This window comes from Bacillus sp. B4EP4a, from assembly GCF_006680105.1.
GTDB classification, from domain to species: domain Bacteria; phylum Bacillota; class Bacilli; order Bacillales; family DSM-1321; genus Peribacillus; species Peribacillus simplex_E.
The window spans coordinates 78,373-99,842 of sequence record NZ_VHIK01000017.1 but is presented as its reverse complement, the minus strand read 5'-3'; the positions used below and the strand labels follow the sequence as shown (position 1 = coordinate 99,842).

The following is a 21,470-nucleotide window of genomic DNA, read 5'->3' as shown; positions in this document are numbered from 1 at the left end:
CTATTAAAAAAAGGTCAACCAGTAAAAACTGGCTAACCTTATAATACGAAAGCACCTGTTAGTGGAATAAAAAAAATAGGTTAATGCCAATAAATGTTGTTGTTAATTTTGCAAACAAAATAAATACCTTTTTTATCCTTTTTTTGACAAACCAATGGCCAACTGCTTTATTTTTATATAATCCTTTTTATCAACTAAACATTTTTTTTGAAGAAATATAATCCATTCTTCTCCCAGCCTCTCTAATTCAACTATTCTTCTTATTAACCCTTTCTGAAACAAATACATACCCATCGTCAATCTGATTCTGCTCAACATTTTTTAAATAACCTTTTAAATTTCTCAAGGAAGTTGTTCCCGCACATCTTAAGAAAATATGATTTATTGACTCGACGTGCTTCTTCAACTATCCTCCCCCTTTAGTCTTCAAGAGAATCAACAATACCCTTTACCAGATTGATTTTAATAAAAAGTAATAATTTTACACTTTTATACTGGAACATACGTTCTATTTATGTTATTCTTATAAAAACAAATAAAAAAATCAAATCGCTGCAAAAGATTTGACCGTAATTATAATTAAAGGTCGGTTGTATCCGCGGGCCTTACACGGTTGTACCGCTGAGCCGAGCCATTTGCTAACGTTCAGGGTGCCGGTGATTAAGACAGCTCCGAACTTCAGCTAAAGCACCCGTTCGTTCATTAAGAACCGGTAATTTATAACAATTACAGCTATTAATCAATCATTACTCCCCATCCATCTGTTTGCCCGCCATAAGGTTTACTTAGTCCATTTAGTCGTTTTTGTATGGATATCCACGCTCCTCTTAATATCAAAACATATGTCAACTGGTGCTTTAATAAATTGTTGATACTCAATAACAGGCATTTCCCAATCTCCTTATATAAGCACTTTCTAACCATCATTATAGCTCGTTATAGCAAATATTACCTAGCCCTTATTCCATTATCCCGCCCTGTTTGTTCCATAAGAAAAAGCTGCCTTAAGACAGCTTTTCGAATAAATCTTTCGTCCATCCTCACTTTTTCAAAACGGGGATCCATATTTCACTTCTAAATGTTGGTGAGGTTATATCTTTATTTTCGTTCCAAAGGATTTCCGGTCCTTCCCTTTGTTCATAGTTAGAGGATGGAAACCATTCGGAATAAATACGTCCCCATACATTTTGCAATGTTTCAGGAAAGGGACCTACCGCTTCGAATACTGCCCATGTAGATGCATCAACTTCAAGCTGTGTTAAGTTATCTGGACATTCCCTCGTTGTCGCTGCGCCGATATAATGGTCAAGCTCCCCTTTTTCCTCCAACCGGCCTTCGGAAAAATTCGCAGATGCACTAAGCAGCCCCAATGGCTCGACATTCGATAGGTTTTTAAGTTCATTTATCGTTTTCTCGTCTAAACTTTTCCACATAGATGCAATCTCTGGATTAACCCCGTTAAAAATGATTGGTACTCTTTTTTTAATTCCAATAATGTGAAATGCCTCTTTTTCTTCAATTCGATAGTTCATTTCACTGCCTCCTTTGATGGATAATTGGAAGGACATCGGTGGATAGGCTTTAAGTGAATGGCCGTTACTTCTCGCTTCTGATGGTGTGATACCATGCAAATGTTGAAACGCTCTTGCAAAAGAGTCAGGTGAGCTGTACCCGTACTTTATCGCTATATCAATGACCTTTATGTTGTTACCCTTTAGCTCAAACGCTGCAAGTGTAAGTCGTCTTCGGCGGATATACTCGGATAGTGAAATACCTGCAAGGAAGGAAAACATCCTTTTAAAATGATATTCCGAGCAATAAGCTAGCCTTGCAACTTCTTTAAAGTCAATTTCGTTCGTAAGATTTTCTTCAATGAATTTAATGGCACCATTCATATTTTTTAGCAAATCCATTCAATGACCTCCTTATATCAAAAGAATAGCAGGAATTTAAACGAATCATCCGACATTCTGTGCACGATTATGCAGGGTCTAATCCCTTTCGCACCCGTTAATGAAAATATGCTTATTGTTAAAATGGAGATTTACGGACTTTTTGCATAAATAGCTCTGGATTATCGATCTGATTAAAACCGAATTTTTTATATAATGAATGTGCATCATTAGTTGCTAGCATAAACCTGCGAACCCCTTCCAGTTCAGAATGGTTGGTGATGACATCCATTAACCATTTTGATAATCCTAATTTACGATAGTCAGGTAATATAAACACATCGCAAAGGTATGCATGTGTTGCTAAATCTGTTATTACCCTTGCAAATCCAACTTGTTCACTACCTTCATTACCTAATTCACCTTTATAAACCCCAAAACATAAGGTCGTATTTTCAATTGACTTTATTACTGTTTCCTTTGGTATTCCCTTTGACCAGTAAGCTTCTTGATTCAAAAAATTATGTATTAAATCTACATCCAAATACTTTTTATTAGTAGAAATCGCAAAACCTTTAATATTCATTTTTACATCCCCCTAAAACTTTTTTAATTTTCTGTAATTATATCAAACCACTGATTTTAATCTTTTGAACTAGCTTGCCACGTTAGTCTAAATGATTATAAGCTGTCTTAAATATAACTTGACCTTCAGCTGACGCCCAGTTAATTAAGTAAGTGTGTAAGGGATTCTTGGAAGAATTTTAATTACAACAAGTATATCTAAGTAATTCTGAACAAATATTATACATGTTGCAATTCTAAGGAGGTGGCTAAAATGAACGCACAACGAGCAGAAGAAATTGCTTCTTCACCAAATATGGTTAATGTAACCTATAATGAGGAAAGTATCTACATTGAGCATGTGGATGAACAAAATGGAATAGCTACAATCCATCCCCTTGATGATCCAAATAAAAAACAAAGTGTTTCTGTAACCAGCTTACAGGAACAGTAATTCCCTCGATTCAATAATAAACCTCCACTTTCGGGTGGTGGTTTATTGTTCGATTAAGTTCATTGAACAAGCACCACCTCTTCCATAGCACAGATCCATCTAGAAGCGTAACAAAAAAAGCCAACATCAATTGTTGACTTGAATTACTAATTAAGTTAACAACCTGCCATTTCAAAAAAACGAATTCCTATCGCAAAGCAATCTTTTACTAACAGAGATAAAACTTTTAATAGTATTACTTATATATTTCATTTTCCAATATAATCACTTTTTCCCCATTCGCTGCTTTCCCTATTTGTTTCGTATTTTCGACCAACCGAAAAATATTATCACAGCATTGTTTGGCACCTATAAGCAATAATGGTACACCTATAAAATCAATTTTTAATGCTCTTGATAAATATCCCCCTATAGACATAGCAATAGGTACAGTTGGGGATGTATTGGAGAATACTATTTTTTCGTTAAAATGAAATTTTTCTTCTAGTAGTAAAGTCAATTCTTTTAATGCTGGAACCACAAGTTTGTCTCTTTTATGTCCAATTGTATAAACTGAGTTGCCCTCTTCATCGGTCCCGCGAAAAATTAGCTTTCCAGCATCTTCTTTCGTAAATTTATTAAAATATTTTACATTTAATATTTCTTCCGAAGTTAATTTTCTTTCCGATTGAGGTAATTGTTTTAAATGATATGCGGCAGCCAAAGATGTGGTATGTGTGCCCCCATAATCATTATAGATATACATCATGAAATCATCCCTAATAGTTTTATTTAACACTATTATGGTCATATACTCCATTTCCAATTCGGTTGCGGTATCTTTATAAGAATATTCCTGTCCTGGGATTATAGAGGCCTAAATCATAAAAATAAGAGTACACCTATTTGTCATGAATGATAAGTGCACTCTATTATTGTTTTAATTATTTATAAGCTCCCCTTTAGTTTCCGGGGTATGTATAAGCAACAACGCCTCTGATTCCATGCGGAGATTTTTTTAGTAAAAATGACGAAGCCTCTCTATCCTTGAGATGAGACATAAAATTTAGTAGCTCATCATCGATTGCTTCTTTTTTAATCGAGGCAGGCAATACTGTGTTCCTGACATCAGCGACCGTTTTAAGGTCAAAGGATTCTATTGCTTCCCCTTCTTGGTTCATGATTGAGAGAATTCCATCATTACTCGTTTTTAGACTAGGTTCATCACTAATTAAATGAGTATAGTATAAGTCTTCGTTCAGCATGTAGGAATAAGAGTAGTCCGCTGAATAAAGTTTGCTTTTTTTATCAATTTTGCCTGATTTAAAGTTTTCAAAGCCATAGTTGAATAAATGCTCAGTATCAGAGTAGGCAACCTTGTCTGAAGGAGCTTTCAGAGTGACGGCAATCAAGTCCTGTTCTCCCCTAGTGGCAGTAGAAATCAGGGTGTAACCGGATTTACTGACGAAACCGGTTTTCCCGCCGGTTATTCCCTTATAGGGAAGTTCGCCTTTTAACATTTTATGATGGGTAACTAGAGTTGTGTCCCATGTTTCCACTTCCCATGGTAACTCCTTCTTTCCAAAATACTCACGGAAAGTTTCATTTTTCATTGCATATTGGGTAATTTTCGCAAGGTCACTGGCTGTCGTTACATGGTCTTTGTCAAATAATCCATGGGGGTTCGTAAAATGAGTATCGGTGACGTTTACTTCTTTTCTTAAAAACTCATTCAAATCTTCCATGAACAGTTTTTCACTACCAGACATATGCTCGGCAATTGCGATGGCTGCATCATTTCCGGAGTTGATTAGCATTCCTGCAATTAATTTGGAAAGCTCTATTTCCTCCCCAGGTTCAATAAATACCGAAGAACCATCTGCCTCCGCTGCTTTTTTGCTTATCGTCACCAGTTCGTCCTGATCCCCGTGTTCTATAGCATATATAGCAGTGGCAACTTTCGTTAGACTGGCTGGATACATACTTTTATCCATATTTTTTTCGTATAATACATTCCCACTTTTCGCATCAATAATGATCCCTGCTTCACTATTGAGAGGTAAGTCAGATTCTGCACTTACAGTCGTAGAGGCGAAGGGGATTAAAGCCAAGATGAAGATGAAGAAAAACTTTTTCATATGCCTCTCCTTTAATGATAGTAAAATTCTATATAGTCATAATAAAATAAATCTGAAAGTTAAAAGATGTTTTATTGAAAGTGAAATACAAAAGTAATTCCCCTTTAATAATTTTGGAAACATTTCGGTTAATGGCCTTCATTTTCTTTCCTGAAATAACTTTATAAGGGTCGTAACCCTTTTAGTGGAGCATCCATTTAATCACCCTTTTAATAGATTTTTTTGTAGAACATCAAATATCTTGGTAATTTCTTTTCATGAAAAAAACCCTTCAAACTGAAGGGTTCAGACTTTAGACAAACTCTAACAAAACGAGTTTGACTGCAGTTTTTTTAATTAAAAAGCGTTCCAGATGATTTCAGAAATCCGCTCCCTTTCCGCCGACTGTCTGCCAAGCCTCCTCGCCTCAAGCGGCTGCGGTGTCTCGGCTAGCCAGTAATTCGGCAGGAGTGTCGCAAATTTCTTCAATCCAATAAGGATTACAGTAAAAAAACATTAAGGATAATCTAGTCTTATTTTTAGGTAAAACCCCTTTTGTCTACTAACTCAACCCTTCAAACTGAAGGGTTATTTACTTTATAGGTGTTAAGATTCTGTTATGTTTTCATTTTCATTCCTAATAACATACATTCCACTTTTACAATCGGCTTTCTTGATAATATAAATATAATAGTTACAGATATGACTAATAAAACATAATATTGGCCACTTTCTTTGATCCAATCATAAATAAATGAGTTATAAACATATTCCAGAATAAACATATGAAAAAGATAAATAACTAATGTAATGGATCCTAATTCAGTAAAAAATGTATGCTTTTTAGGAACAATACAAAGAAAACAATAAGTTGCCGCTCCCATGATTAAATAAACGATCAACTTATATATAAAACCGAGGGCAATGGAACCTTCCATTAATTCCTTATAACCTAAACGACCATAAAACCATTCCCTCCAAGTAATTTCACCATAGAAGTAAATACCGGTAAAGATTAACCCTAGTACAACCCAGCCGATTAGGGCATTACTTTTCTTTTTAACCCATTCAAAATGATCTTTTTCTAAAAAATGTCCAATTAAAAAGAAAGGAAAGAAAAAGAACGTTCTCGACAAACTTAACCATTCATTAACTTCACCCATGTAACCAATTATTAGAGATACAATTATCGAAAAAATGATTCCATATTTCCTGGAGGAAAATATAAATAATAATATATTCCAACAGAATAAGCTTATTAAGAACCATAAGGCCCACCTTGGAGTCAAAATGGTGAATTCAATTGGTTCATCAAATAACTTCTGATAATAGAAGGTATAAATCACCTGGAATAGTATATAGGGAATTAATATTTTCTTTATTAGCACCCAGAGGTCCTTTTTACTTTTTATCTTTCTTGAAAAATAGCCGGATACTAAAATAAAAGCTGGCATATGGAATGAAAAAACAAACAAATAAATAGTTAAAATCCATTCGTTTTCTTCTACCATTCGAGCTAATGTGTGTCCCAAAACCACTAGTACGATTAAAACAGCTTTCGCATTATCAAAATAAGGATCACGTTTCATTAAATCCTACCTCCTCTAAAGAAACTGCTCGTTATATCTCCTAATCCTTAATTATGCTTTGAATTTAAAAAACCGGCTTTCCTCTAAAAAAGGATTGCCGGCTTTTTTACTAAAGGAAATTCATTGGAGTATCTACCATATCATAGCTTGTTTACAGTATAGTTAATGGAAAATAACAGTTTGATAACAGAGACTTAAACCAGGGGTCTAACCGCCAATCGCGGCCTTCTTATGGCACACGCACCAGTTTAGTGACTTGCCGAAACGAACAATCACTTCCAAAATTTCGTAACTCCAAGCAGTTCCATACGTTTTCGCCTTACCAAAACGGGTAGTGTATTATAGAAGCATGAGTATGATAAACGTCTCTCTATAGGAGGAATGTTCATGAATCCGGTCATTTTATTTGATGGTGAATGCAACTTTTGCGATTCGAGTGTCCAGTTCATCATAAAGCGGGACCCGCAGGGGCTTTTTCATTACGCTTCACTTCAAAGTGAGGCGGGACAAGAGTTGCTGAAGAAGTATGATGTTCCTGCAGATATAGATAGCATGGTGCTGATCGAAAGGGATAAGGCCTACTATAAATCGTCTGCAGCCTTGAGGATTTGCCGCCGCTTACAAGGGGCCTGGAAATTACTTTACGGTTTCATCATCGTTCCAAGCTTCATCCGGAACTTCGTTTATGATTTCATTGCCAGGAATCGTTACAAATGGTTCGGAAAGAAAGAAGAAAGCTGTATGCTGCCGTCGCCAAGTGTTCGAAAGCGATTTTTATAAAAAAGACCTCATCAACAAGCAAAAAGGACTTCAAGTATTCGAGGTCCTTTTTGTTTATTATATTAGAAATGGTCTAAAAAAGGACGATCGGCAATCATTGCTTTTCGTCCTTTCATTGTGTAAATGTGGAGTATCTCCATAAATGGTTGGCCGTTGGATGCGCCATCATTTCGAGCCCTTTGTTTTCCGCTAGGTGCAAGGGTTCCCAGTTCTGTTCATCTGCCTCCTTTAGGTAGACTTCGTGATGCGGTGCCTGATCATGATACCCGGCTATATTGATTTCGCCATTTCGGTAAAAGGTCCCGATCACTTTATAATCAACGGCAGGAGAAATGATGATTGGGTTGCCTACAGAGTGTGTCAGCTGAATCGTTGTTTTCTCATGATTTGATAATACATGCTTCACTACAATGTCTACATCTGAGGCCACTCCTGCTTCGAGGAAATCCCCATCATGATTGTAGGCCTCGCTTTTCCCGACTGCTTTGGTAAATCCAATCTCGGCTTCACTTTCCTTTTCGTGAATGTACACATCGACCCTAGTCCTGTATCGGGGTGATCCAGGATCAAACCCGCGGTTGTCTCCTTTAAAATAGGGAACCTTTGAGGCAAGATTGGGGTTTTTTAGCCACTCTTCCGGTAGAAAGGTGGAATAGCGCAGCTGCCAATTTCTTTTCTTTTTACCTTCCACATCGTTTTCAACTGACTGCAAAAGCTGTTTTACAGGTCCTATCTTTTTCGTATTCGTTATTTCCTCGATCGCTGCCTGTGCTTGGGATGATCCTTTTTTTACGGCTCCGACAATACTCGCTACAAGGGATTTCACGGCATAGGACTCCTGCTCTGAACGCGGAAGGGGCCGCTTTGCTTTAATGGTATATGTGTATTCCTGATCCTCACTAATACTCCGATCACTGAAGGAACATCCTCCCACTTTCCCAATATCCACGCCGTTTCGGTAAACCCGATACTCTTTTATTCCCTTGATGGGCTCCCATTCCAGGCTGGCTTGGCCTTTTGCGACAATCGTGGTGAATACCAAATCCAAAAGGATATTATCCTCTTTTTTATTCTCGGCGGTCGTTGATGTCTGTATTTTCATCCTGTTCACTGACTGTTCCTTTTCATTCAAGCTATCTATCGAGTACGTATAGATGGTTCCTGGAGTCAGTCCCCGATCTGCCATCCTTGGCTCCGGGCCGCTGTAAATCAGATCTTTCCCCCTAAATACCCGATAGAAACCACCTTCATCAGGCCAAATAAGCTTAATGAAATCTTCTTTCCGTTCGATCTTACACATCATTGAAGCCGTTTTGAATACCGCTTGATGCTTCCTCTTATTCGAAATGAGATAAGCGATGCCCGCAAGACCAAGAGCAAGCAATGAATGCCGTGCAGTGAATGTAACTCCGCCTACTTTTAAACGGGGAAATGAATAATGGACGATCAACTTCTTCATCACCTCTTTCTTTTCTAGGTGTTATTTCTTTACCCACTTTAATTTCCAAGCACACTTTGTAATGTGCTGTGAAGGTTATTTCCATTGGGATGGCATAAAAAAACCGAGGGAATGTTTACTTCCCTCGGTCATTTATGAGTTTCCTGGATTATATTTTAACGGCGGCTTTTTTCCCCGCCTTTGCGCCCTGCTTCTTCACGGCTCATTTTTCAATCATCGGACCCATCACGTTGATCGGCTCGAGCCTCTCCGCCTTTTTTGCCAATTTCCTGATAGAATTCCTTATCATGATTTTCGGAAGTGGCCTCTCCGCCTTTTTGACCAATCTCTTGGAAAAATTCCTTATCATGATTTTCGGATGTTGCTTCTCCGCCTTTTTGGCCAATCTCTTGATAGAATTCCTTATCATGATTTTCGGATGTTGCTTCTCCGCCTTTTTTGCCAATTTCCTGATAGATTTCCTTATCATGATTTTTAGCTGTTGTTTCTCCACCTTTACGGCCTGCTTCTTCACGACTCATTTTATCATTGTTGTTAGTCATTAAAATTCCTCCTTATTGTTTGGATTTTTGATGAACTAGCTACAGTTTTATGTATACCCGATGGTTGTGATATAAAACTAGAATCCATTAAAACTTTTCCATTAAAAAGGAAAAGCATCATGAATGATATCACTCATGATGCTTCCCGCTTATCCTTAACCTGACTTGGGAATCCCTTCTCGCAGGCGATTTGGCAGCTCCACAAGGGTTTCATTCAAAGTATCCAATTTCGTTTCAATCCTATGAAGCAAATAAAGGGTAACAATGATCGGGAACCCAATATCACTGACAAATGGCAGGATTTGATCCACTTTTATTCACCTCACTTCCAGGGTGTCCAACAAGATGACCTTCCCGTCCGTCAGATAAGTTCCACTTCCTCGACATTCCGCTCGACAAGGCGTGCCGCCTTCAAATCGACGAAATCCCCGGAAGATGTAACGAACACGTTCCCCGCAATGATTTTTTCCATTGCCAGTTTAACCGTATTTACCTCGACCGGCTCCTTCGGATTATCAACGGAAACCGTCGCTGACTTTCCTTCCTCCGTAACGAAAATCAATTCCAGTACTTTAGCCATTTCAAATCACCTCCCCCTCGTACGACATCTCTCCAAAACCGTTTAGCCAATCAATGAATACGTATCCACCCGGGTCACTTCACCCATTGGATAATTCTGCACACTTGCGATTGCAACAGCTGTCGAAAACAACTGATCCGCCGTCGCCTCGACCTTGATGTTCGAAAATGCCCTCCGCTTGAAAATGAGAGACCCTTTTTCATTTAACCCCGTCTCAAAATCGATCCGCAACGTACTTAATACTGGAATCTGACTTGCCATATCACTCACCCCCTTTCACACTCTATATAAACTTTTTCAGGGTGAAAGTAGCATGGCCTTGAAATTTTTCAAGGAAACGAATAAAAAGCTCCCCATCATTTGGGCAGCTCTATAAACTATTTTTCAGGAAAATCCTTTAAATCAATATCCACATTCTTACCGAAATTTTAATTCCTTCTGGCCATTATCTATTGTCTTCTTCTCTCACTAAAAAATCTTTCTCAATTATTGGCGGTTTTTCTACAAAATTAATTCTTCTCATTATTTGTTGTATTACTCTCGGAAAAAAGTAAGCTCCAAAGAAAGCACAGATAAAAGCCTGTGACCAAGTTTTTAACCATGTAGATAAGAATATATGATCATAACCACTATTTATTGAGACTAATATAAATGAAATAAAAATGGACATACTAAAAGCCATAATAAATGCATAAATAATATTTCTGTATTTAACGTTAATACTCATTATTTTTCTACTTCAACTCCTGACCTAATAATAACTATATTTTATTTCTTCCATTTACATTAGTAAAACCAATTTTTATAATAGTTTTATTAGAATTACTAATGCAAGGAGGTTAGTGGGGTTGAATACGTATTATGCTTTTATCAAAACCATAGAAACAGGCAGCTTCACAAAAGCTGCTGAAGAACTTGGCTATACTCAGTCCGCCATTAGCCAAATGGTGCATTCATTAGAGGAAGAACTCTCCACCACTCTTATTTTACGTTCCCGAAAGGGCGTTACACTGACACCAGATGGCGAGGAATTTTTGCCATATATCAGGAAGGTTTGTAATTCACATAGGGAACTGACTGAAAAGCATAAAGAGATGGAGGGACTGCAAAGCGGCTTTATTCGAATTGGCACCTTTTCCAGTGTTACATGTCATTGGATACCGGGATTGATCAAAGATTTCAAGGAACTTTACCCAACTGTTCATTTCGAATTACATCAAGGAAATTATACGGAAATCTCGAATTGGATTAAAGAAGGAAGCGTAGACTTTGGCTTTGTGAATTCAAATGTTTCGGATCTAACTACGATACCCTTGCAGGAAGATGAAATGCTGGCTGTAATGCCAGTAAACCATCCTTTAGCATCATCCACAAAAGTATCATTGAAACAGTTGCTGAAAGATCCTTATATTCTGTTGGATGAGGGAGTTATAAATGAACCATTAATAGGTTTTAAACAGTACAATTTTGAACCTGATACACAATACCGAGTATTTGATCCCTATGCGATTATGTCCATGATTGAACAAGAGCTTGGCATTTCGATTTTACCGAAACTTCTCTTAAATAAATGTCCCTATAATATTGTTACGAAAGCTATCTCTCCTTCTATTATTCGAACAATTACTTTGGCGTATAAGGATAAAAGGGTGTTGCCAATAGCAAGCAGGTATTTTATTGACTTTATTATTGAAAGGTATAGGGAAGCTTAAAATAATACCAATTCATTGTTGCAGCAATTCTTGAGACCCGTTGCTTGTTTCATAAAATAAATCCAAATACCGTTTTTGCCATTCAGCTTATTTTCCCTTTGAATTATTTTTTTATAACTGACATTTTTGATGGGAAGATAAATTGCATTTGGCTTTAAATGGCACGTCATGTTCGCCTTTTCTGGGAAATAATAATCACGAAAGGATGTGGATGTTGATGTCATTAGAATGGTTTGACAGAGTTAGCGGGGAATTGCAGGATCATCTTCAATCAATTTGTGAGAAATACGACCGTAATGGCAGTATGATCGTGGAGCGCGGGTCGAAGCATCCACGGATCGAGTTTTATACAGAGCTTGATGACAATGAGAGGGATTATTTTTCTACGCTGTTTTTTGATCCGTATAATGAAGAATTTTATATGGAATCGTTTGAGCCGGATTTAGGTCAGATCAGTAAGGTCATCCTTGCAGACATTGAAGATATCGTCGATGCTGTCCACGAGAGCTTCCATAACTATTTGGAAGAGGATGATGCCGATTACGAATATGCTATGGATATGGATGATGAAAATGATGATTTGTATGATCCAGACGGCGAAGAATCCGATATATACGAAATCGATGTAGATTGGGAAACGCCTGAAGTGACCGCCTATATTCAGGATAATGAAGTGGAGGTCACCTATCAATTCGGTATCGTTCAGGAAACAGGTGATGGTGTGCTGAAACGGATCAACCGGATTCGGACAGCGGATGATGACCTGATAAAGGATGAAACGAATTTCATTTTCAGCAAGGAAGAAGCAAGTACGATCATCGCCATGATCGCCAGTCATATGGATTCACTTAGTGAAATGGAATAAAAAAACCAACAAAACCTTGTCCATGATCATCATGGACAAGGTTTTATCATATAATAATCAGTTCATATACCTCTGATAATTGCGTGACCCGTTCCGTATCACTCGCTTCCTTTGCATGCTTGATTTCCTGAGGAAGAATATGGTTAAGGAGGCTGGCTTCTTTACCGGATAGCTTATTGACGAGTTCTTCTTCAGAATGAAAATGTCCGCATTTAATTTTATTATAAATTTCCTGCGCTGCAGGATATTGGTCCGTATAGTTAGATAATATCTCACGTAAGTAACCAATCGTACGATCCATCAAACCATCCCTTTCGAATGTTAGATTTTTGCTTACATGTTATACCTTCCCCCATTTTTTGATGATAAATTCCTAAAAAAAAGATATCCAAGTCAATGGATACCTCTAATCAGTCTTCCTCCCAAAACAAATCATCCAATGTACGTGATAATGCTTTACAAATACCGACACACAAACTTAATGAGGGATTATACTTTCCGGCTTCAATCAATCCTATCGTTTGCCTGGAAACGCCAACAATTTTGGCCAGTTCATCTTGTGACAGGTCCTTTTCTACTCTCGCAAGCTTCAGTTTTATATTTTTCAAGGGAAGGCACCTACAATTTCTTATTATCTTCGCTATTTTTCATTCCGATTTTCTTCGCCAGCAAGTATATACCACCAAAAAACAAAAGTAAAATCGGCAAATAGATCATAACGGATACAAACGATACCAATACAAAATACCATACGCCCTGGGAACTGCCATCCGCATAGGATACAGCACTATTCACCCCCATGATTATAGCGATGATAAGTGCTAAAGCAACCGAACCAAGAATCGTCTTCCTGCTCATCGGTGTTTTGCTTGTACGGTCATGTATTTCCACTTCATCCCAGAATACACCTAAGAAAATGGAACGAGCTAAGTAATACAGTCCTCCTGCAACAATGATCACGAATTCCAGATATAGCTCCCCGCTGCCTGCACCATATTTATATAGTTTGAAAAGTACACTCACCAGGCAAATGGCCAAGATGACGTGATACATTTCTTTATAAATTTTATTTCTTACATGCTCAACCCGCTCATCCGTGATCTTTTTCGTTCGTCTAAATAAATCCATCATCGATCGACCTCCATTTAATTCCATTACTTACTCTTATTATATGATTTATTTTACTTTTTGCAACATATATATTACATTTTATAATTTATAAATGGCAATACGCATAATAAAAGGTATCCACACGTCAAGTATGGATACCTTTTTAAGATTTTACTCGTAAGTTTTGGGGATTTACTCGTGAATTTCAAGCATTTACTCGTGAGTTTTGGGGTTTTACTCGTGAATTTCAAGGTTTTACTCGTGAATTCATCATTATAAATATCCCTTCAATACTTATTTAACAGCAAATACAAAAACTCCATTTTTTAAAAATGGAGTTACTCTCTTTTTATCTACATATGAATTTTAAGCCTATCATCATGCTTTTCAATTACCCTTCATTAAGATGATAGCAAAGTTGAACAACGCCAGAGGAAAATCTTTTTGTATCAACCAGTTTTAGATTCAATCTCTCCTTCATGTCAATAAACAAAGGTTTTCCTTCCCCTAAAACAACAGGGTGAACAGATAACCTAAATTCATCAACCAGCCCAAATCTTATAAAAGTTGTAATAAGACTTGCCCCGCCATAAAGCCAGATGTCTTTACCAGGCTTTTTCTTTAATTTATTTACTTCTTCAACAATATTATCATTTATGATTGTTACTTTATCATCAGTGCTTTTTTTTGTTTTGGAAAACATGAATTTTTCTTTGCCATGAACTAAATTCCACATTTCTTTTTCAGTATCAGATACCTCATTTTCTGGAGTATATTGTCCCCATAAATCATAGCTTTTTCTCCCATAAAAAATAGTATCAATTTGATTTAAGAAATCAATGAACCCCATTTCAGAGTCCATAATGCACCAGTCCACTTCCCCTTTCGGCCCTTCAATAAATCCATCTAAAGTAACTGCTAAATCTAAAACTATTCTTCTTGGTCTTTCGTTAATGGCCATACTTTTAGCTCCTTTGTCTTATAGAATTTCCCTTGTTATAACATCATAAGGTTTCGACCGCTCAGCGAGACACTTGCCCTTGACCGATGCCGGACATATACCTGCTGCTTTTAAGCTTCATACAAAAGTTTCTTCCGTTTCGCTTACATGTAGTTTTATATTACAGCTTCTATCATAGTATTAAAAGATTGTATTAAAAACTAAGGAGACTCGCGATGAAAGCAATGGTAAGCACAAAATACGGTTCACCCGATGTACTGGAACTCCAAGAGGTGGCAAAACCAACGCCCAAGGACAACGAAATCCTGGTAAAGGTCCACGCGGCAACAGTGGCTTCAGGAGACATAAGAGTCCGGAGTTTCAATAGCCCCCTCTTATTATGGCTGCCGATGCGAATCTTCCTGGGGCTTAGAAAACCGCGAAAATCAATACTCGGAGTGGAGCTGGCCGGGGAAATAGAGGAAACGGGCAGGGATGTGAAAAAATTCAAAAAAGGCGACCAGATTTTTGCTATGACTGGAATGAATTTTGGAGCTCATGCCGAATACACATGCTTACCTGAAGACGGCCAAATAGCTATAAAGCCTGCCAATGTGACCTATGAGGAAGCCGCCGCCATTTCTTTTGGGGGAACGACAGCCCTGCATTTTTTCAGAAAAGCCAATATCCAGGACGGGCAAAAAGTCCTCATCTACGGAGCATCCGGTTCAGTAGGCACTTCAGCCGTACAGCTAGCCAAATACTTTGGAACAGAAGTTACCGGAGTATGCAGTGCCGCTAATTTTGAATTGGTGAAATCATTGGGAGCAGATGAGGTAATTGATTATACGGAGGAGGATTTCACGGAAAGACAAGAGCGATATGACATCATCTTTGATGCAGTCGGGAAAAGCTCGAAAGCCACTTGCAAGAAAGCACTGACCCCGAACGGGCGATACGTGTCCGTCGAAGGACAAGGAATAGCTAAGGTACTTACGGAAGACTTATTACTTCTCAAGAAGCTTATCGAAACTGAAAAAATAAAATCGGTCATAGATAAATGCTACCCGCTGGAACAGATTCCCGAGGCTCATAGATATGTAGAACAAGGACATAAAAAGGGAAATGTAGTCATAACTGTTCCTCGATAAACCCTGACATAATATTAAACAGGTATTAACTAGCCTCATGAACATGAAAAATCCCCCCTTGGACATTTGGATCTGAAGGGGTATTCTTTTTTTCTAACAAATGTTCCAGTTTGATTTCAGAAACCCGCTCCCTTTCCGCCGACTGTCTGCCAAGCCTCATCAAAGCAAGCGTCTGTGGGGTCTCCGCTAGCCAGTTATTCGGCAGGAGTGTCGCAAATTTCTTCCATCCAATGAGGGGGTTATAAAAAAACTATTAAGAAAACCATAGTCTTGTAATCATGAATCCGGATGAGCCATTTCGACCCCCTCCAGACTATAGCCAAATTAGAATAAAAGTAGTTTGCCTATAGTTTTTTTATTTGAAAAACGCTCCAGTTGATTGGAGCGGGTGTTCGAGACTCCTGCGGGAAAAGCGTGTCCAAGGGAGACCCCACAGGCGACCGCCCGCGGAAAGCGAGTGCCTTACGTTCCAATCAACGTTTTTAACGAACCGCTCCTCTTAAATCCGAACATTAAATTATATTTATAATTTAATGTTCACTTTTTTGTTGATTATCTATCATTTGTTTGTTATATTAGAAAAGTAATAATCGTAATTTACTCGTATATGCTCGGAAATATGGTCTGAGCGTTTCTACCTGGTTCCCAGTGAAAGAACTAGACTACGAGTTAAAGTATTCGGCTGCCCGCTTTCTTGAGCAGCTAATGATTTAGCATTATAATCATTTTGCTTAATCACCTTTACTTTGACTATCGTAGGTCTAGAAGGCAGTAATCATTCTGCCGTTCTGGACCTTTTTCTTTGACCGCAACTGCGAGTGTATCAAACAATCGAATAAATATGTTTTAAGGAGAAATTATATGAGAAAAAACATGTTCAAAAAGTACACTATATTAGGAATCACTACATTACTTTTCGTGTCGGTGATTGCAGCATGCAGTTCTGCTTCCAAAAATGAAACGGTCGAAAAAAAGACTCAAAGGCCTATCATGATTCAAGGTCCAATGCCAATCGAAGCTGAAAATTTCGCGAAAAGGTTAAAAAATGTTAAAGAAGAAAAATCAGGAGATTTTGTATTTTACATTGGAACTTTAGACAATTATCCTGTAATCGTTGCAAAAACAGGTAAAGGGATGGAAAACACAGCTGCCGCTACAGCATTGGCCATTGAAAAATATAACCCTATTGCCATCATCAATCAAGGAACATCAGGCGGACATGATCCAAGCCTAAACGTTTTTGATATTGTTTTAGGAAAAAGAACGGTAAACCTAGGTTCATTAAAAACAGCAGATAAAACTGAAAACCAAGGAATTGATCCAACCATTTGGAAACCGATGGACCTAATGGCTTCTGAAGGAAGTGCAGGAGAAGATCCTAACGCTGAAAAACCACGCTTCTACGAGGGAGATAAGGATTTACTCGCAGCTGCTCATGCAGTTAAAGATACTTACACAAAAGGTAAAGTTGTCGATGGTACTATCGGTTCTGCAGACGTTTGGAATAATGAAGTGGATCGGATTAAGTGGTTCCATACGAAATATGGTACATCTGTTGAAGAAATGGAAGGAGCTGCGGCAGCACAAATCGCCAAAGCTTACGATGTTCCCTTCTTAGGTATACGAGTACTATCCAATAATAAAACGAACGGCGGTAAATATAACCCTAATACAGCAGCAGCCAATCAAGAATATGTTTATGAAGTAGTCAAAAAATATATCTCTACGATGCCAAGCAAATAAGGCAGGGCCCGGGCATATAAAAGAATGAGAATCTTTTTGGTCAACTATCCCTATAATGAAATAAGAAGAGCACATATTATATACGATAATATGTGCTCTTCTTTTATTCGCGGAAGACTGTGCCCGATTCTTCCTCCTTACAAAATAATAAGCTGAGGTTATTCAACGTGTAAAGTCTAGCGGTAAAAATGAATAAATCACTGTAGTTATTTTCAACGTACTCTTCAATGATGCCCATCCCTTTCCTGAATCTATCAACTAATAAATGCGTGTAGTTTTCATCCCAGGTAAACCTGTTGATTCGTTTAAGTTCATCTGCCAATACTTGAAACTTAAACTCCTCAACAAGAAGCTTCAATTGATACAATTTATCTCTATTTAAACAAAAGCAATTGTTTTCATTTTCATGATTTTCCCGGACGAATGTAATGAAACCATTTATATTATCAGCCAGCATATTCGCTATTTGCATCTCGAAGTTCATTTCTAACATCTCCTCAATGTCTAAAAATCTATATGAAGAGTGTATGTTTTGAAATGATATTTTAACACCAGCAATTCTTTTTTAGAGATAGATTTCCTTATTTCGCCTGCGCATTTCCTTCTATGATAGATTTACACAAAAAAAATTGCCCCCTTTCTTTCCAAGGGGACAATCTCACTTTTTCGTTATCACATCGAATCCAGAACCAAAGAGATAAGCAGGCCGGCTGCGGTGAATATCCCCGTCATCGGTCCTCCGTCTTCATATGCTTCAGGCATCATCGTCGAGGCAATCATGGCGATGATTCCGCCGCCTGCAAATGCTGCCATCGCTGCCAGGACATAGTCGGGGGCATGATCGAGGAATAGAAAGCCCGACATCGAGGATAGTGCTGAAATGAGCAATACGGAAAACCACATCAGCATGATTTTCTTCTTCGAATAATCACTTTTGAGCATACCAGTTGTACTTGAGAGCCCCTCCGGAATATTACTGATGAAGATGGCAATGACCAATAACCAGCTTACAGAACCACCGCTTATTAAGCTTGCGCCAATCATGATCGACTCCGGTATGGAATCCATCACCGTCCCGATGAAAATGGCTAGGCCCGCTTCCTTCGAAGAGCTATTATTGGACCGTTTCCTTTTATCCGCACCTTTTTTGGAAATAAGAAAATCCAAGGCGGTAAATACGGCGGCCCCTGTTATGAATCCGATCGCCGTCGCCCAGATTCCTCCATCACTCACCGAATCAGCAATCAGCTCATATGCCGCTGCACCAATCAATACACCCGTACCAAAAGCCATAATATAGCCAATGATGTTTTTCTTTATCGGAATGAAGATGGCAGCTAATGCGCCAAGCAGGACAGCAGAACCCGAAACCCCTCCCCAAAAGACCGCATTCCACATAGAATTCCCCCATTTCCTTTTTATAGGATAGTGTACCCGGGTAGATGTTGGGGTAAACAAGGGGCCGCTTTTTGCAAATTCCAGCAAAAAAAAGCAGTTATATTCGCTGCCATAGTTTTTGTGTATAGAATAGTAGAGTCGTCATGATTATCCGAGCCTTCGCTGCCTTATATGACTGATATTTGCGGTTTTCCTTCTTCTCTTTCACTAACCTTTTCAATTTTATCGACAAACATTTGAAAAACCTTTCTCTTTTCTTCCAGCTCTTTTATTGATTCTTTCAATTCGTTCAATTTTTGTTCAAAAGGTTTATGATAGAGCTCACGGATGTTTCGAATAATTTCATCATTTATAGTGGATTGTACAACTTGTTTGGTAATATTGAATTTATAGGAATAAACCTGAAGATCACGCTTTACTTCTTCATACTCTTTTTCTATCCCATTTAACACATCACTGATTTCTTCATTCCATTCTACTAAAGCCTTTTTCACATGTTCCTCCACCTTTATTCCCCCTCTTTAACTAACAAAAAATCCATCTTGATAAAAACTTATTTTATCAAAAGTTCATTTCGGTTTCTTTTCGGCTAAGTTACTTAACATATTAGTTTCATTAAAAACAGATAACAGCGAGTTACGAAACACTTTTGAAAAATCACATAGAATGAAACATGACAACTATAACCTATGGAGGTGTTCAGACTGATTCATACAGTTAAACCAGGTGAAACACTGACACAGATATCCAGGGACTACCGGAAACCGCTATCGGCAATCATCAATGCTAACCCGACCATCAATCCAAATGTCATTTATCCTGGTCAACCCATCATGATCCCTGGTTTTCCCCCTCCTGATACCATTCCATTTCAGATCGATGTGTCCGTTAACAATCGTAATCTGAAGCTGCTAAAAAATGGAGTACTGCAAAAACAATATCCGATTGCTGTTGGAAGAATGCTTTTCGGTACACCAGTAGGACAATTCATCATCATTAATAAATCCCCAAACCCCGGAGGCCCATTCGGTACAATGTGGATGAGTTTATCAAAAGAACACTATGGCATTCATGGAACGAATGATCCCAGCTCGATCGGTAAAGCCGTCTCAAAAGGCTGTATTCGCATGCATAATCGGGACGTGGAGGAATTATCAAGGATCGTTCCAATCGGGACACCGGTTACTATTCATCCTTAATGTGTTTAGGGAAACCTGGACACTTTTTTTAGTCTTTGGATTCCCTTATCTATAATCTGGACCGATTGTTGAAGATTTTGAAGTAGCATGTTTAGTTAAATTCCCAATGCATATTTCCTTCGCGTTGCCTACTACTTAGACTACACAGCATTCCCTTGGTATTGAGCAGATAATAAATAATTTGCAGATTATACTTCGATATTTTCATCATGGTAGTTATTACTGATTTAGTAATACACGATAAAAAAACCTTATCTAAATTAGATAAGGTTTTTTTGTGAATATTTAGACAGTAGTATAAGCTTTACTCGAAATCTTTAAACCAAGTGATTCTAGGTCATTATTTATATGTTGTTTAGAGAGTTTTGAGGTACCTGGAACCCAGTCAGCTTTAGACTCTAAAGCGTCTAAACCATGGTTAATCACCTTTAAAGATAGTTCATTGTCCGAACTTACCTTTTTTAATTTTCGTTTACCCACTTGTCCTTCAATGGCTGGCTTTAACATTTGTTCCATAATACTCAACCCCTTCCACATCAAATTAGAGTTTGCAAAATCTCCTCGATAAGCATATTTATTCGGTAATATTATCTTACCACCAAAATATTGGTAATTCAAATTTATTCTGTAATCTTCTACTAAACATTCCTTCAGGTAATAAACTTTATCCTTTGGTAATAAAGTTTCAAAATTCGGAATTCTATAAGATAAATTTTCTAAATAGCCAGATTCCAGAAACCATATATATTGGTTTCTAATAAATTCGTTCTCTGTTTTACCCATGATATTAAGGTGATCATACATTCTCCACTGTAGTATATGACCGTATTCATGCATAAGTGTTTGAGCACACCTTTCATTAGGTACTAATAGCTTATAACCTTCGACCACAGTGTTATGAAACTCAGTATCTAATAAACCGCTAATTAACAATTTTTCAACCTGTATTCGGAAGATTTCTTTTTCAACTTCTATAGTTTGAGGTGTATTCTCAGGCAAAAGAACTATCCATTCCTCATCAGAATGTTTTGGTCTTACCATTAAGGCAGTAGTATTTAGCCCATCAAACTTATCATTCTTAAACCTAAAAAAAAGATTGAATATTTTTGCTTCTCTAACTCTAGCGCCTTTTTCACTAGCTTTCTTTATTCCTCCATTAATTTCAAAGGTAGGTCTTCTAACCAAATTTGTGGTGTAATACTGAGTATCTTCATCTGTCAATTCTATTAACATATTAGTAGTCTTAATGATATTCTTAGCAAGAGCTTTATCTGTTTCAATTTCGCCAAGTTCTATCTCTTCCAGGTCAATTTCAACCTCTTCCAAACCGAGATTCATCTCATCAAAATTATAATCATCGCTTACTATATGAGCTTTTAACTTTACTATGTTCATA

Annotated in this window: 27 protein-coding genes and 1 riboswitch; of the genes, 7 read left to right on the top strand and 20 right to left on the bottom strand. The window is 37.7% G+C overall.

Translation table 11 applies throughout. From position 1 onward, the window contains the following. Positions 1-132: 132 nt before the first annotated feature. From FNK51_RS26940 to FNK51_RS10255, 3 genes are all read right to left on the bottom strand, one after another. On the bottom strand, positions 133-300 hold the full coding sequence (locus FNK51_RS26940) for a hypothetical protein (protein WP_220126983.1): 168 nt from the start codon (positions 298-300) through the stop codon (positions 133-135). A 740-nt stretch (positions 301-1,040) separates the two neighbouring features. Next, positions 1,041-1,913, bottom strand: coding sequence for an AraC family transcriptional regulator (locus FNK51_RS10260; protein ID WP_141993248.1), 873 nt, complete (start codon positions 1,911-1,913; stop codon positions 1,041-1,043). Between the two features lie 118 nt (positions 1,914-2,031). After that, complete coding sequence (locus FNK51_RS10255) at positions 2,032-2,478, bottom strand: GNAT family N-acetyltransferase (protein ID WP_141993247.1); 447 nt, start codon at positions 2,476-2,478, stop codon at positions 2,032-2,034. Between the two features lie 252 nt (positions 2,479-2,730). On the opposite strand from FNK51_RS10255, the gene FNK51_RS10250 reads away from it, so the two are divergent. After that, entirely contained in the window at positions 2,731-2,910 is a 180-nt protein-coding gene (locus tag FNK51_RS10250; protein ID WP_098372488.1) for a small acid-soluble spore protein H, read from the top strand. A 235-nt stretch (positions 2,911-3,145) separates the two neighbouring features. On the opposite strand, the gene FNK51_RS10245 is transcribed toward FNK51_RS10250, so the two are convergent. The 3 genes from FNK51_RS10245 to FNK51_RS10235 all read right to left on the bottom strand — a co-directional run bounded on the left by FNK51_RS10245 (position 3,146) and on the right by FNK51_RS10235 (position 6,595). Beyond that, entirely contained in the window at positions 3,146-3,658 is a 513-nt protein-coding gene (locus FNK51_RS10245) for a DUF3189 family protein (RefSeq protein ID WP_098372629.1), read from the bottom strand. 193 nt (positions 3,659-3,851) lie between these two features. Further along, complete coding sequence (locus FNK51_RS10240) at positions 3,852-5,027, bottom strand: D-alanyl-D-alanine carboxypeptidase family protein (RefSeq protein WP_141993246.1); 1,176 nt, start codon at positions 5,025-5,027, stop codon at positions 3,852-3,854. A gap of 596 nt (positions 5,028-5,623) precedes the next feature. Next, entirely contained in the window at positions 5,624-6,595 is a 972-nt protein-coding gene (locus FNK51_RS10235; RefSeq protein ID WP_141993245.1) for an acyltransferase family protein, read from the bottom strand. Between the two features lie 387 nt (positions 6,596-6,982). Here FNK51_RS10235 and FNK51_RS10230 point away from each other — a divergent pair, with 387 nt between their 5' ends. Beyond that, on the top strand, positions 6,983-7,375 hold the full coding sequence (locus FNK51_RS10230) for a thiol-disulfide oxidoreductase DCC family protein (RefSeq protein WP_137020835.1): 393 nt from the start codon (positions 6,983-6,985) through the stop codon (positions 7,373-7,375). A 112-nt stretch (positions 7,376-7,487) separates the two neighbouring features. Here the strand turns inward: FNK51_RS10230 and FNK51_RS10225 are convergent, their stop codons facing one another. From FNK51_RS10225 to FNK51_RS10200, 6 genes are all read right to left on the bottom strand, one after another. After that, positions 7,488-8,834, bottom strand: coding sequence for a DUF3238 domain-containing protein (locus tag FNK51_RS10225; protein ID WP_141993244.1), 1,347 nt, complete (start codon positions 8,832-8,834; stop codon positions 7,488-7,490). Between the two features lie 209 nt (positions 8,835-9,043). After that, on the bottom strand, positions 9,044-9,376 hold the full coding sequence (locus FNK51_RS10220; protein ID WP_141993243.1) for a KGG domain-containing protein: 333 nt from the start codon (positions 9,374-9,376) through the stop codon (positions 9,044-9,046). Between the two features lie 155 nt (positions 9,377-9,531). Further along, positions 9,532-9,687 carry a YvrJ family protein gene (locus tag FNK51_RS10215; protein ID WP_064465749.1) on the bottom strand — a complete coding sequence of 52 codons (156 nt, stop codon included), beginning with the start codon at positions 9,685-9,687 and terminating at the stop codon, positions 9,532-9,534. A 50-nt stretch (positions 9,688-9,737) separates the two neighbouring features. Further along, positions 9,738-9,956, bottom strand: coding sequence for a DUF2922 domain-containing protein (locus FNK51_RS10210; protein ID WP_141993242.1), 219 nt, complete (start codon positions 9,954-9,956; stop codon positions 9,738-9,740). A 42-nt stretch (positions 9,957-9,998) separates the two neighbouring features. Next, positions 9,999-10,217, bottom strand: a complete 219-nt coding sequence (locus FNK51_RS10205; RefSeq protein WP_141993241.1) for a DUF1659 domain-containing protein — start codon at positions 10,215-10,217, stop codon at positions 9,999-10,001. Between the two features lie 184 nt (positions 10,218-10,401). Further along, complete coding sequence (locus FNK51_RS10200) at positions 10,402-10,683, bottom strand: DUF2798 domain-containing protein (protein WP_141993240.1); 282 nt, start codon at positions 10,681-10,683, stop codon at positions 10,402-10,404. A gap of 121 nt (positions 10,684-10,804) precedes the next feature. Between FNK51_RS10200 and FNK51_RS10195 the strand changes: the two genes are divergently transcribed. Then, positions 10,805-11,668, top strand: coding sequence for a LysR family transcriptional regulator (locus FNK51_RS10195; protein WP_141993239.1), 864 nt, complete (start codon positions 10,805-10,807; stop codon positions 11,666-11,668). Between the two features lie 217 nt (positions 11,669-11,885). Then, positions 11,886-12,533, top strand: coding sequence for a hypothetical protein (locus FNK51_RS10190; RefSeq protein ID WP_098372498.1), 648 nt, complete (start codon positions 11,886-11,888; stop codon positions 12,531-12,533). Between the two features lie 46 nt (positions 12,534-12,579). Here the strand turns inward: FNK51_RS10190 and FNK51_RS10185 are convergent, their stop codons facing one another. The 4 genes from FNK51_RS10185 to FNK51_RS10170 form a co-directional block, all read right to left on the bottom strand. Beyond that, positions 12,580-12,834, bottom strand: coding sequence for a sigma-G-dependent sporulation-specific acid-soluble spore protein CsgA (locus FNK51_RS10185; RefSeq protein WP_141993238.1), 255 nt, complete (start codon positions 12,832-12,834; stop codon positions 12,580-12,582). A gap of 109 nt (positions 12,835-12,943) precedes the next feature. Further along, positions 12,944-13,141, bottom strand: a complete 198-nt coding sequence (locus tag FNK51_RS10180) for a helix-turn-helix transcriptional regulator (RefSeq protein ID WP_098372500.1) — start codon at positions 13,139-13,141, stop codon at positions 12,944-12,946. A gap of 10 nt (positions 13,142-13,151) precedes the next feature. Then, on the bottom strand, positions 13,152-13,664 hold the full coding sequence (locus FNK51_RS10175; protein WP_098372501.1) for a DUF6773 family protein: 513 nt from the start codon (positions 13,662-13,664) through the stop codon (positions 13,152-13,154). Positions 13,665-14,034: 370 nt separating this feature from the next. Further along, positions 14,035-14,604, bottom strand: coding sequence for a dihydrofolate reductase family protein (locus tag FNK51_RS10170; RefSeq protein ID WP_098372502.1), 570 nt, complete (start codon positions 14,602-14,604; stop codon positions 14,035-14,037). Between the two features lie 215 nt (positions 14,605-14,819). Here FNK51_RS10170 and FNK51_RS10165 point away from each other — a divergent pair, with 215 nt between their 5' ends. Then, positions 14,820-15,734, top strand: a complete 915-nt coding sequence (locus FNK51_RS10165; protein WP_141993237.1) for an NAD(P)-dependent alcohol dehydrogenase — start codon at positions 14,820-14,822, stop codon at positions 15,732-15,734. A 581-nt stretch (positions 15,735-16,315) separates the two neighbouring features. After that, a riboswitch (purine riboswitch) is annotated at positions 16,316-16,419 on the top strand. A gap of 176 nt (positions 16,420-16,595) precedes the next feature. Continuing rightward, entirely contained in the window at positions 16,596-17,477 is an 882-nt protein-coding gene (locus FNK51_RS10160) for a 5'-methylthioadenosine/S-adenosylhomocysteine nucleosidase (protein WP_141993236.1), read from the top strand. A 103-nt stretch (positions 17,478-17,580) separates the two neighbouring features. On the opposite strand, the gene FNK51_RS10155 is transcribed toward FNK51_RS10160, so the two are convergent. The 3 genes from FNK51_RS10155 to FNK51_RS10145 form a co-directional block, all read right to left on the bottom strand. Then, positions 17,581-17,961: a hypothetical protein gene (locus FNK51_RS10155; protein WP_098370113.1), complete on the bottom strand. Its 381-nt coding sequence runs from the start codon at positions 17,959-17,961 to the stop codon at positions 17,581-17,583. 188 nt (positions 17,962-18,149) lie between these two features. After that, on the bottom strand, positions 18,150-18,875 hold the full coding sequence (locus FNK51_RS10150; protein WP_141993235.1) for a ZIP family metal transporter: 726 nt from the start codon (positions 18,873-18,875) through the stop codon (positions 18,150-18,152). 167 nt (positions 18,876-19,042) lie between these two features. Beyond that, positions 19,043-19,381, bottom strand: a complete 339-nt coding sequence (locus FNK51_RS10145) for a hypothetical protein (RefSeq protein WP_057276953.1) — start codon at positions 19,379-19,381, stop codon at positions 19,043-19,045. Between the two features lie 198 nt (positions 19,382-19,579). Here FNK51_RS10145 and FNK51_RS10140 point away from each other — a divergent pair, with 198 nt between their 5' ends. After that, positions 19,580-20,074: a L,D-transpeptidase family protein gene (locus tag FNK51_RS10140; RefSeq protein ID WP_141993253.1), complete on the top strand. Its 495-nt coding sequence runs from the start codon at positions 19,580-19,582 to the stop codon at positions 20,072-20,074. Positions 20,075-20,359: 285 nt separating this feature from the next. On the opposite strand, the gene FNK51_RS10135 is transcribed toward FNK51_RS10140, so the two are convergent. Further along, positions 20,360-21,469, bottom strand: coding sequence for a hypothetical protein (locus FNK51_RS10135; RefSeq protein ID WP_141993234.1), 1,110 nt, complete (start codon positions 21,467-21,469; stop codon positions 20,360-20,362). Between the last annotated feature and the right edge of the window lies 1 nt (position 21,470).

Coding starts and splice junctions, on each gene's coding strand:
- FNK51_RS10260 (WP_141993248.1), bottom strand. CDS start 1,913: ATGGATTTGCTAAAAAATATGAATGGTGCCATTAAATTCATTGAAGAA.
- FNK51_RS10255 (WP_141993247.1), bottom strand. CDS start 2,478: ATGAATATTAAAGGTTTTGCGATTTCTACTAATAAAAAGTATTTGGAT.
- FNK51_RS10250 (WP_098372488.1), top strand. CDS start 2,731: ATGAACGCACAACGAGCAGAAGAAATTGCTTCTTCACCAAATATGGTT.
- FNK51_RS10245 (WP_098372629.1), bottom strand. CDS start 3,658: ATGATGTATATCTATAATGATTATGGGGGCACACATACCACATCTTTG.
- FNK51_RS10240 (WP_141993246.1), bottom strand. CDS start 5,027: ATGAAAAAGTTTTTCTTCATCTTCATCTTGGCTTTAATCCCCTTCGCC.
- FNK51_RS10235 (WP_141993245.1), bottom strand. CDS start 6,595: ATGAAACGTGATCCTTATTTTGATAATGCGAAAGCTGTTTTAATCGTA.
- FNK51_RS10230 (WP_137020835.1), top strand. CDS start 6,983: ATGAATCCGGTCATTTTATTTGATGGTGAATGCAACTTTTGCGATTCG.
- FNK51_RS10225 (WP_141993244.1), bottom strand. CDS start 8,834: ATGAAGAAGTTGATCGTCCATTATTCATTTCCCCGTTTAAAAGTAGGC.
- FNK51_RS10220 (WP_141993243.1), bottom strand. CDS start 9,376: ATGACTAACAACAATGATAAAATGAGTCGTGAAGAAGCAGGCCGTAAA.
- FNK51_RS10210 (WP_141993242.1), bottom strand. CDS start 9,956: ATGGCTAAAGTACTGGAATTGATTTTCGTTACGGAGGAAGGAAAGTCA.
- FNK51_RS10205 (WP_141993241.1), bottom strand. CDS start 10,217: ATGGCAAGTCAGATTCCAGTATTAAGTACGTTGCGGATCGATTTTGAG.
- FNK51_RS10200 (WP_141993240.1), bottom strand. CDS start 10,683: ATGAGTATTAACGTTAAATACAGAAATATTATTTATGCATTTATTATG.
- FNK51_RS10190 (WP_098372498.1), top strand. CDS start 11,886: ATGTCATTAGAATGGTTTGACAGAGTTAGCGGGGAATTGCAGGATCAT.
- FNK51_RS10185 (WP_141993238.1), bottom strand. CDS start 12,834: ATGGATCGTACGATTGGTTACTTACGTGAGATATTATCTAACTATACG.
- FNK51_RS10175 (WP_098372501.1), bottom strand. CDS start 13,664: ATGATGGATTTATTTAGACGAACGAAAAAGATCACGGATGAGCGGGTT.
- FNK51_RS10170 (WP_098372502.1), bottom strand. CDS start 14,604: ATGGCCATTAACGAAAGACCAAGAAGAATAGTTTTAGATTTAGCAGTT.
- FNK51_RS10165 (WP_141993237.1), top strand. CDS start 14,820: ATGAAAGCAATGGTAAGCACAAAATACGGTTCACCCGATGTACTGGAA.
- FNK51_RS10160 (WP_141993236.1), top strand. CDS start 16,596: ATGAGAAAAAACATGTTCAAAAAGTACACTATATTAGGAATCACTACA.
- FNK51_RS10155 (WP_098370113.1), bottom strand. CDS start 17,961: ATGAACTTCGAGATGCAAATAGCGAATATGCTGGCTGATAATATAAAT.
- FNK51_RS10150 (WP_141993235.1), bottom strand. CDS start 18,875: ATGTGGAATGCGGTCTTTTGGGGAGGGGTTTCGGGTTCTGCTGTCCTG.
- FNK51_RS10135 (WP_141993234.1), bottom strand. CDS start 21,469: ATGAACATAGTAAAGTTAAAAGCTCATATAGTAAGCGATGATTATAAT.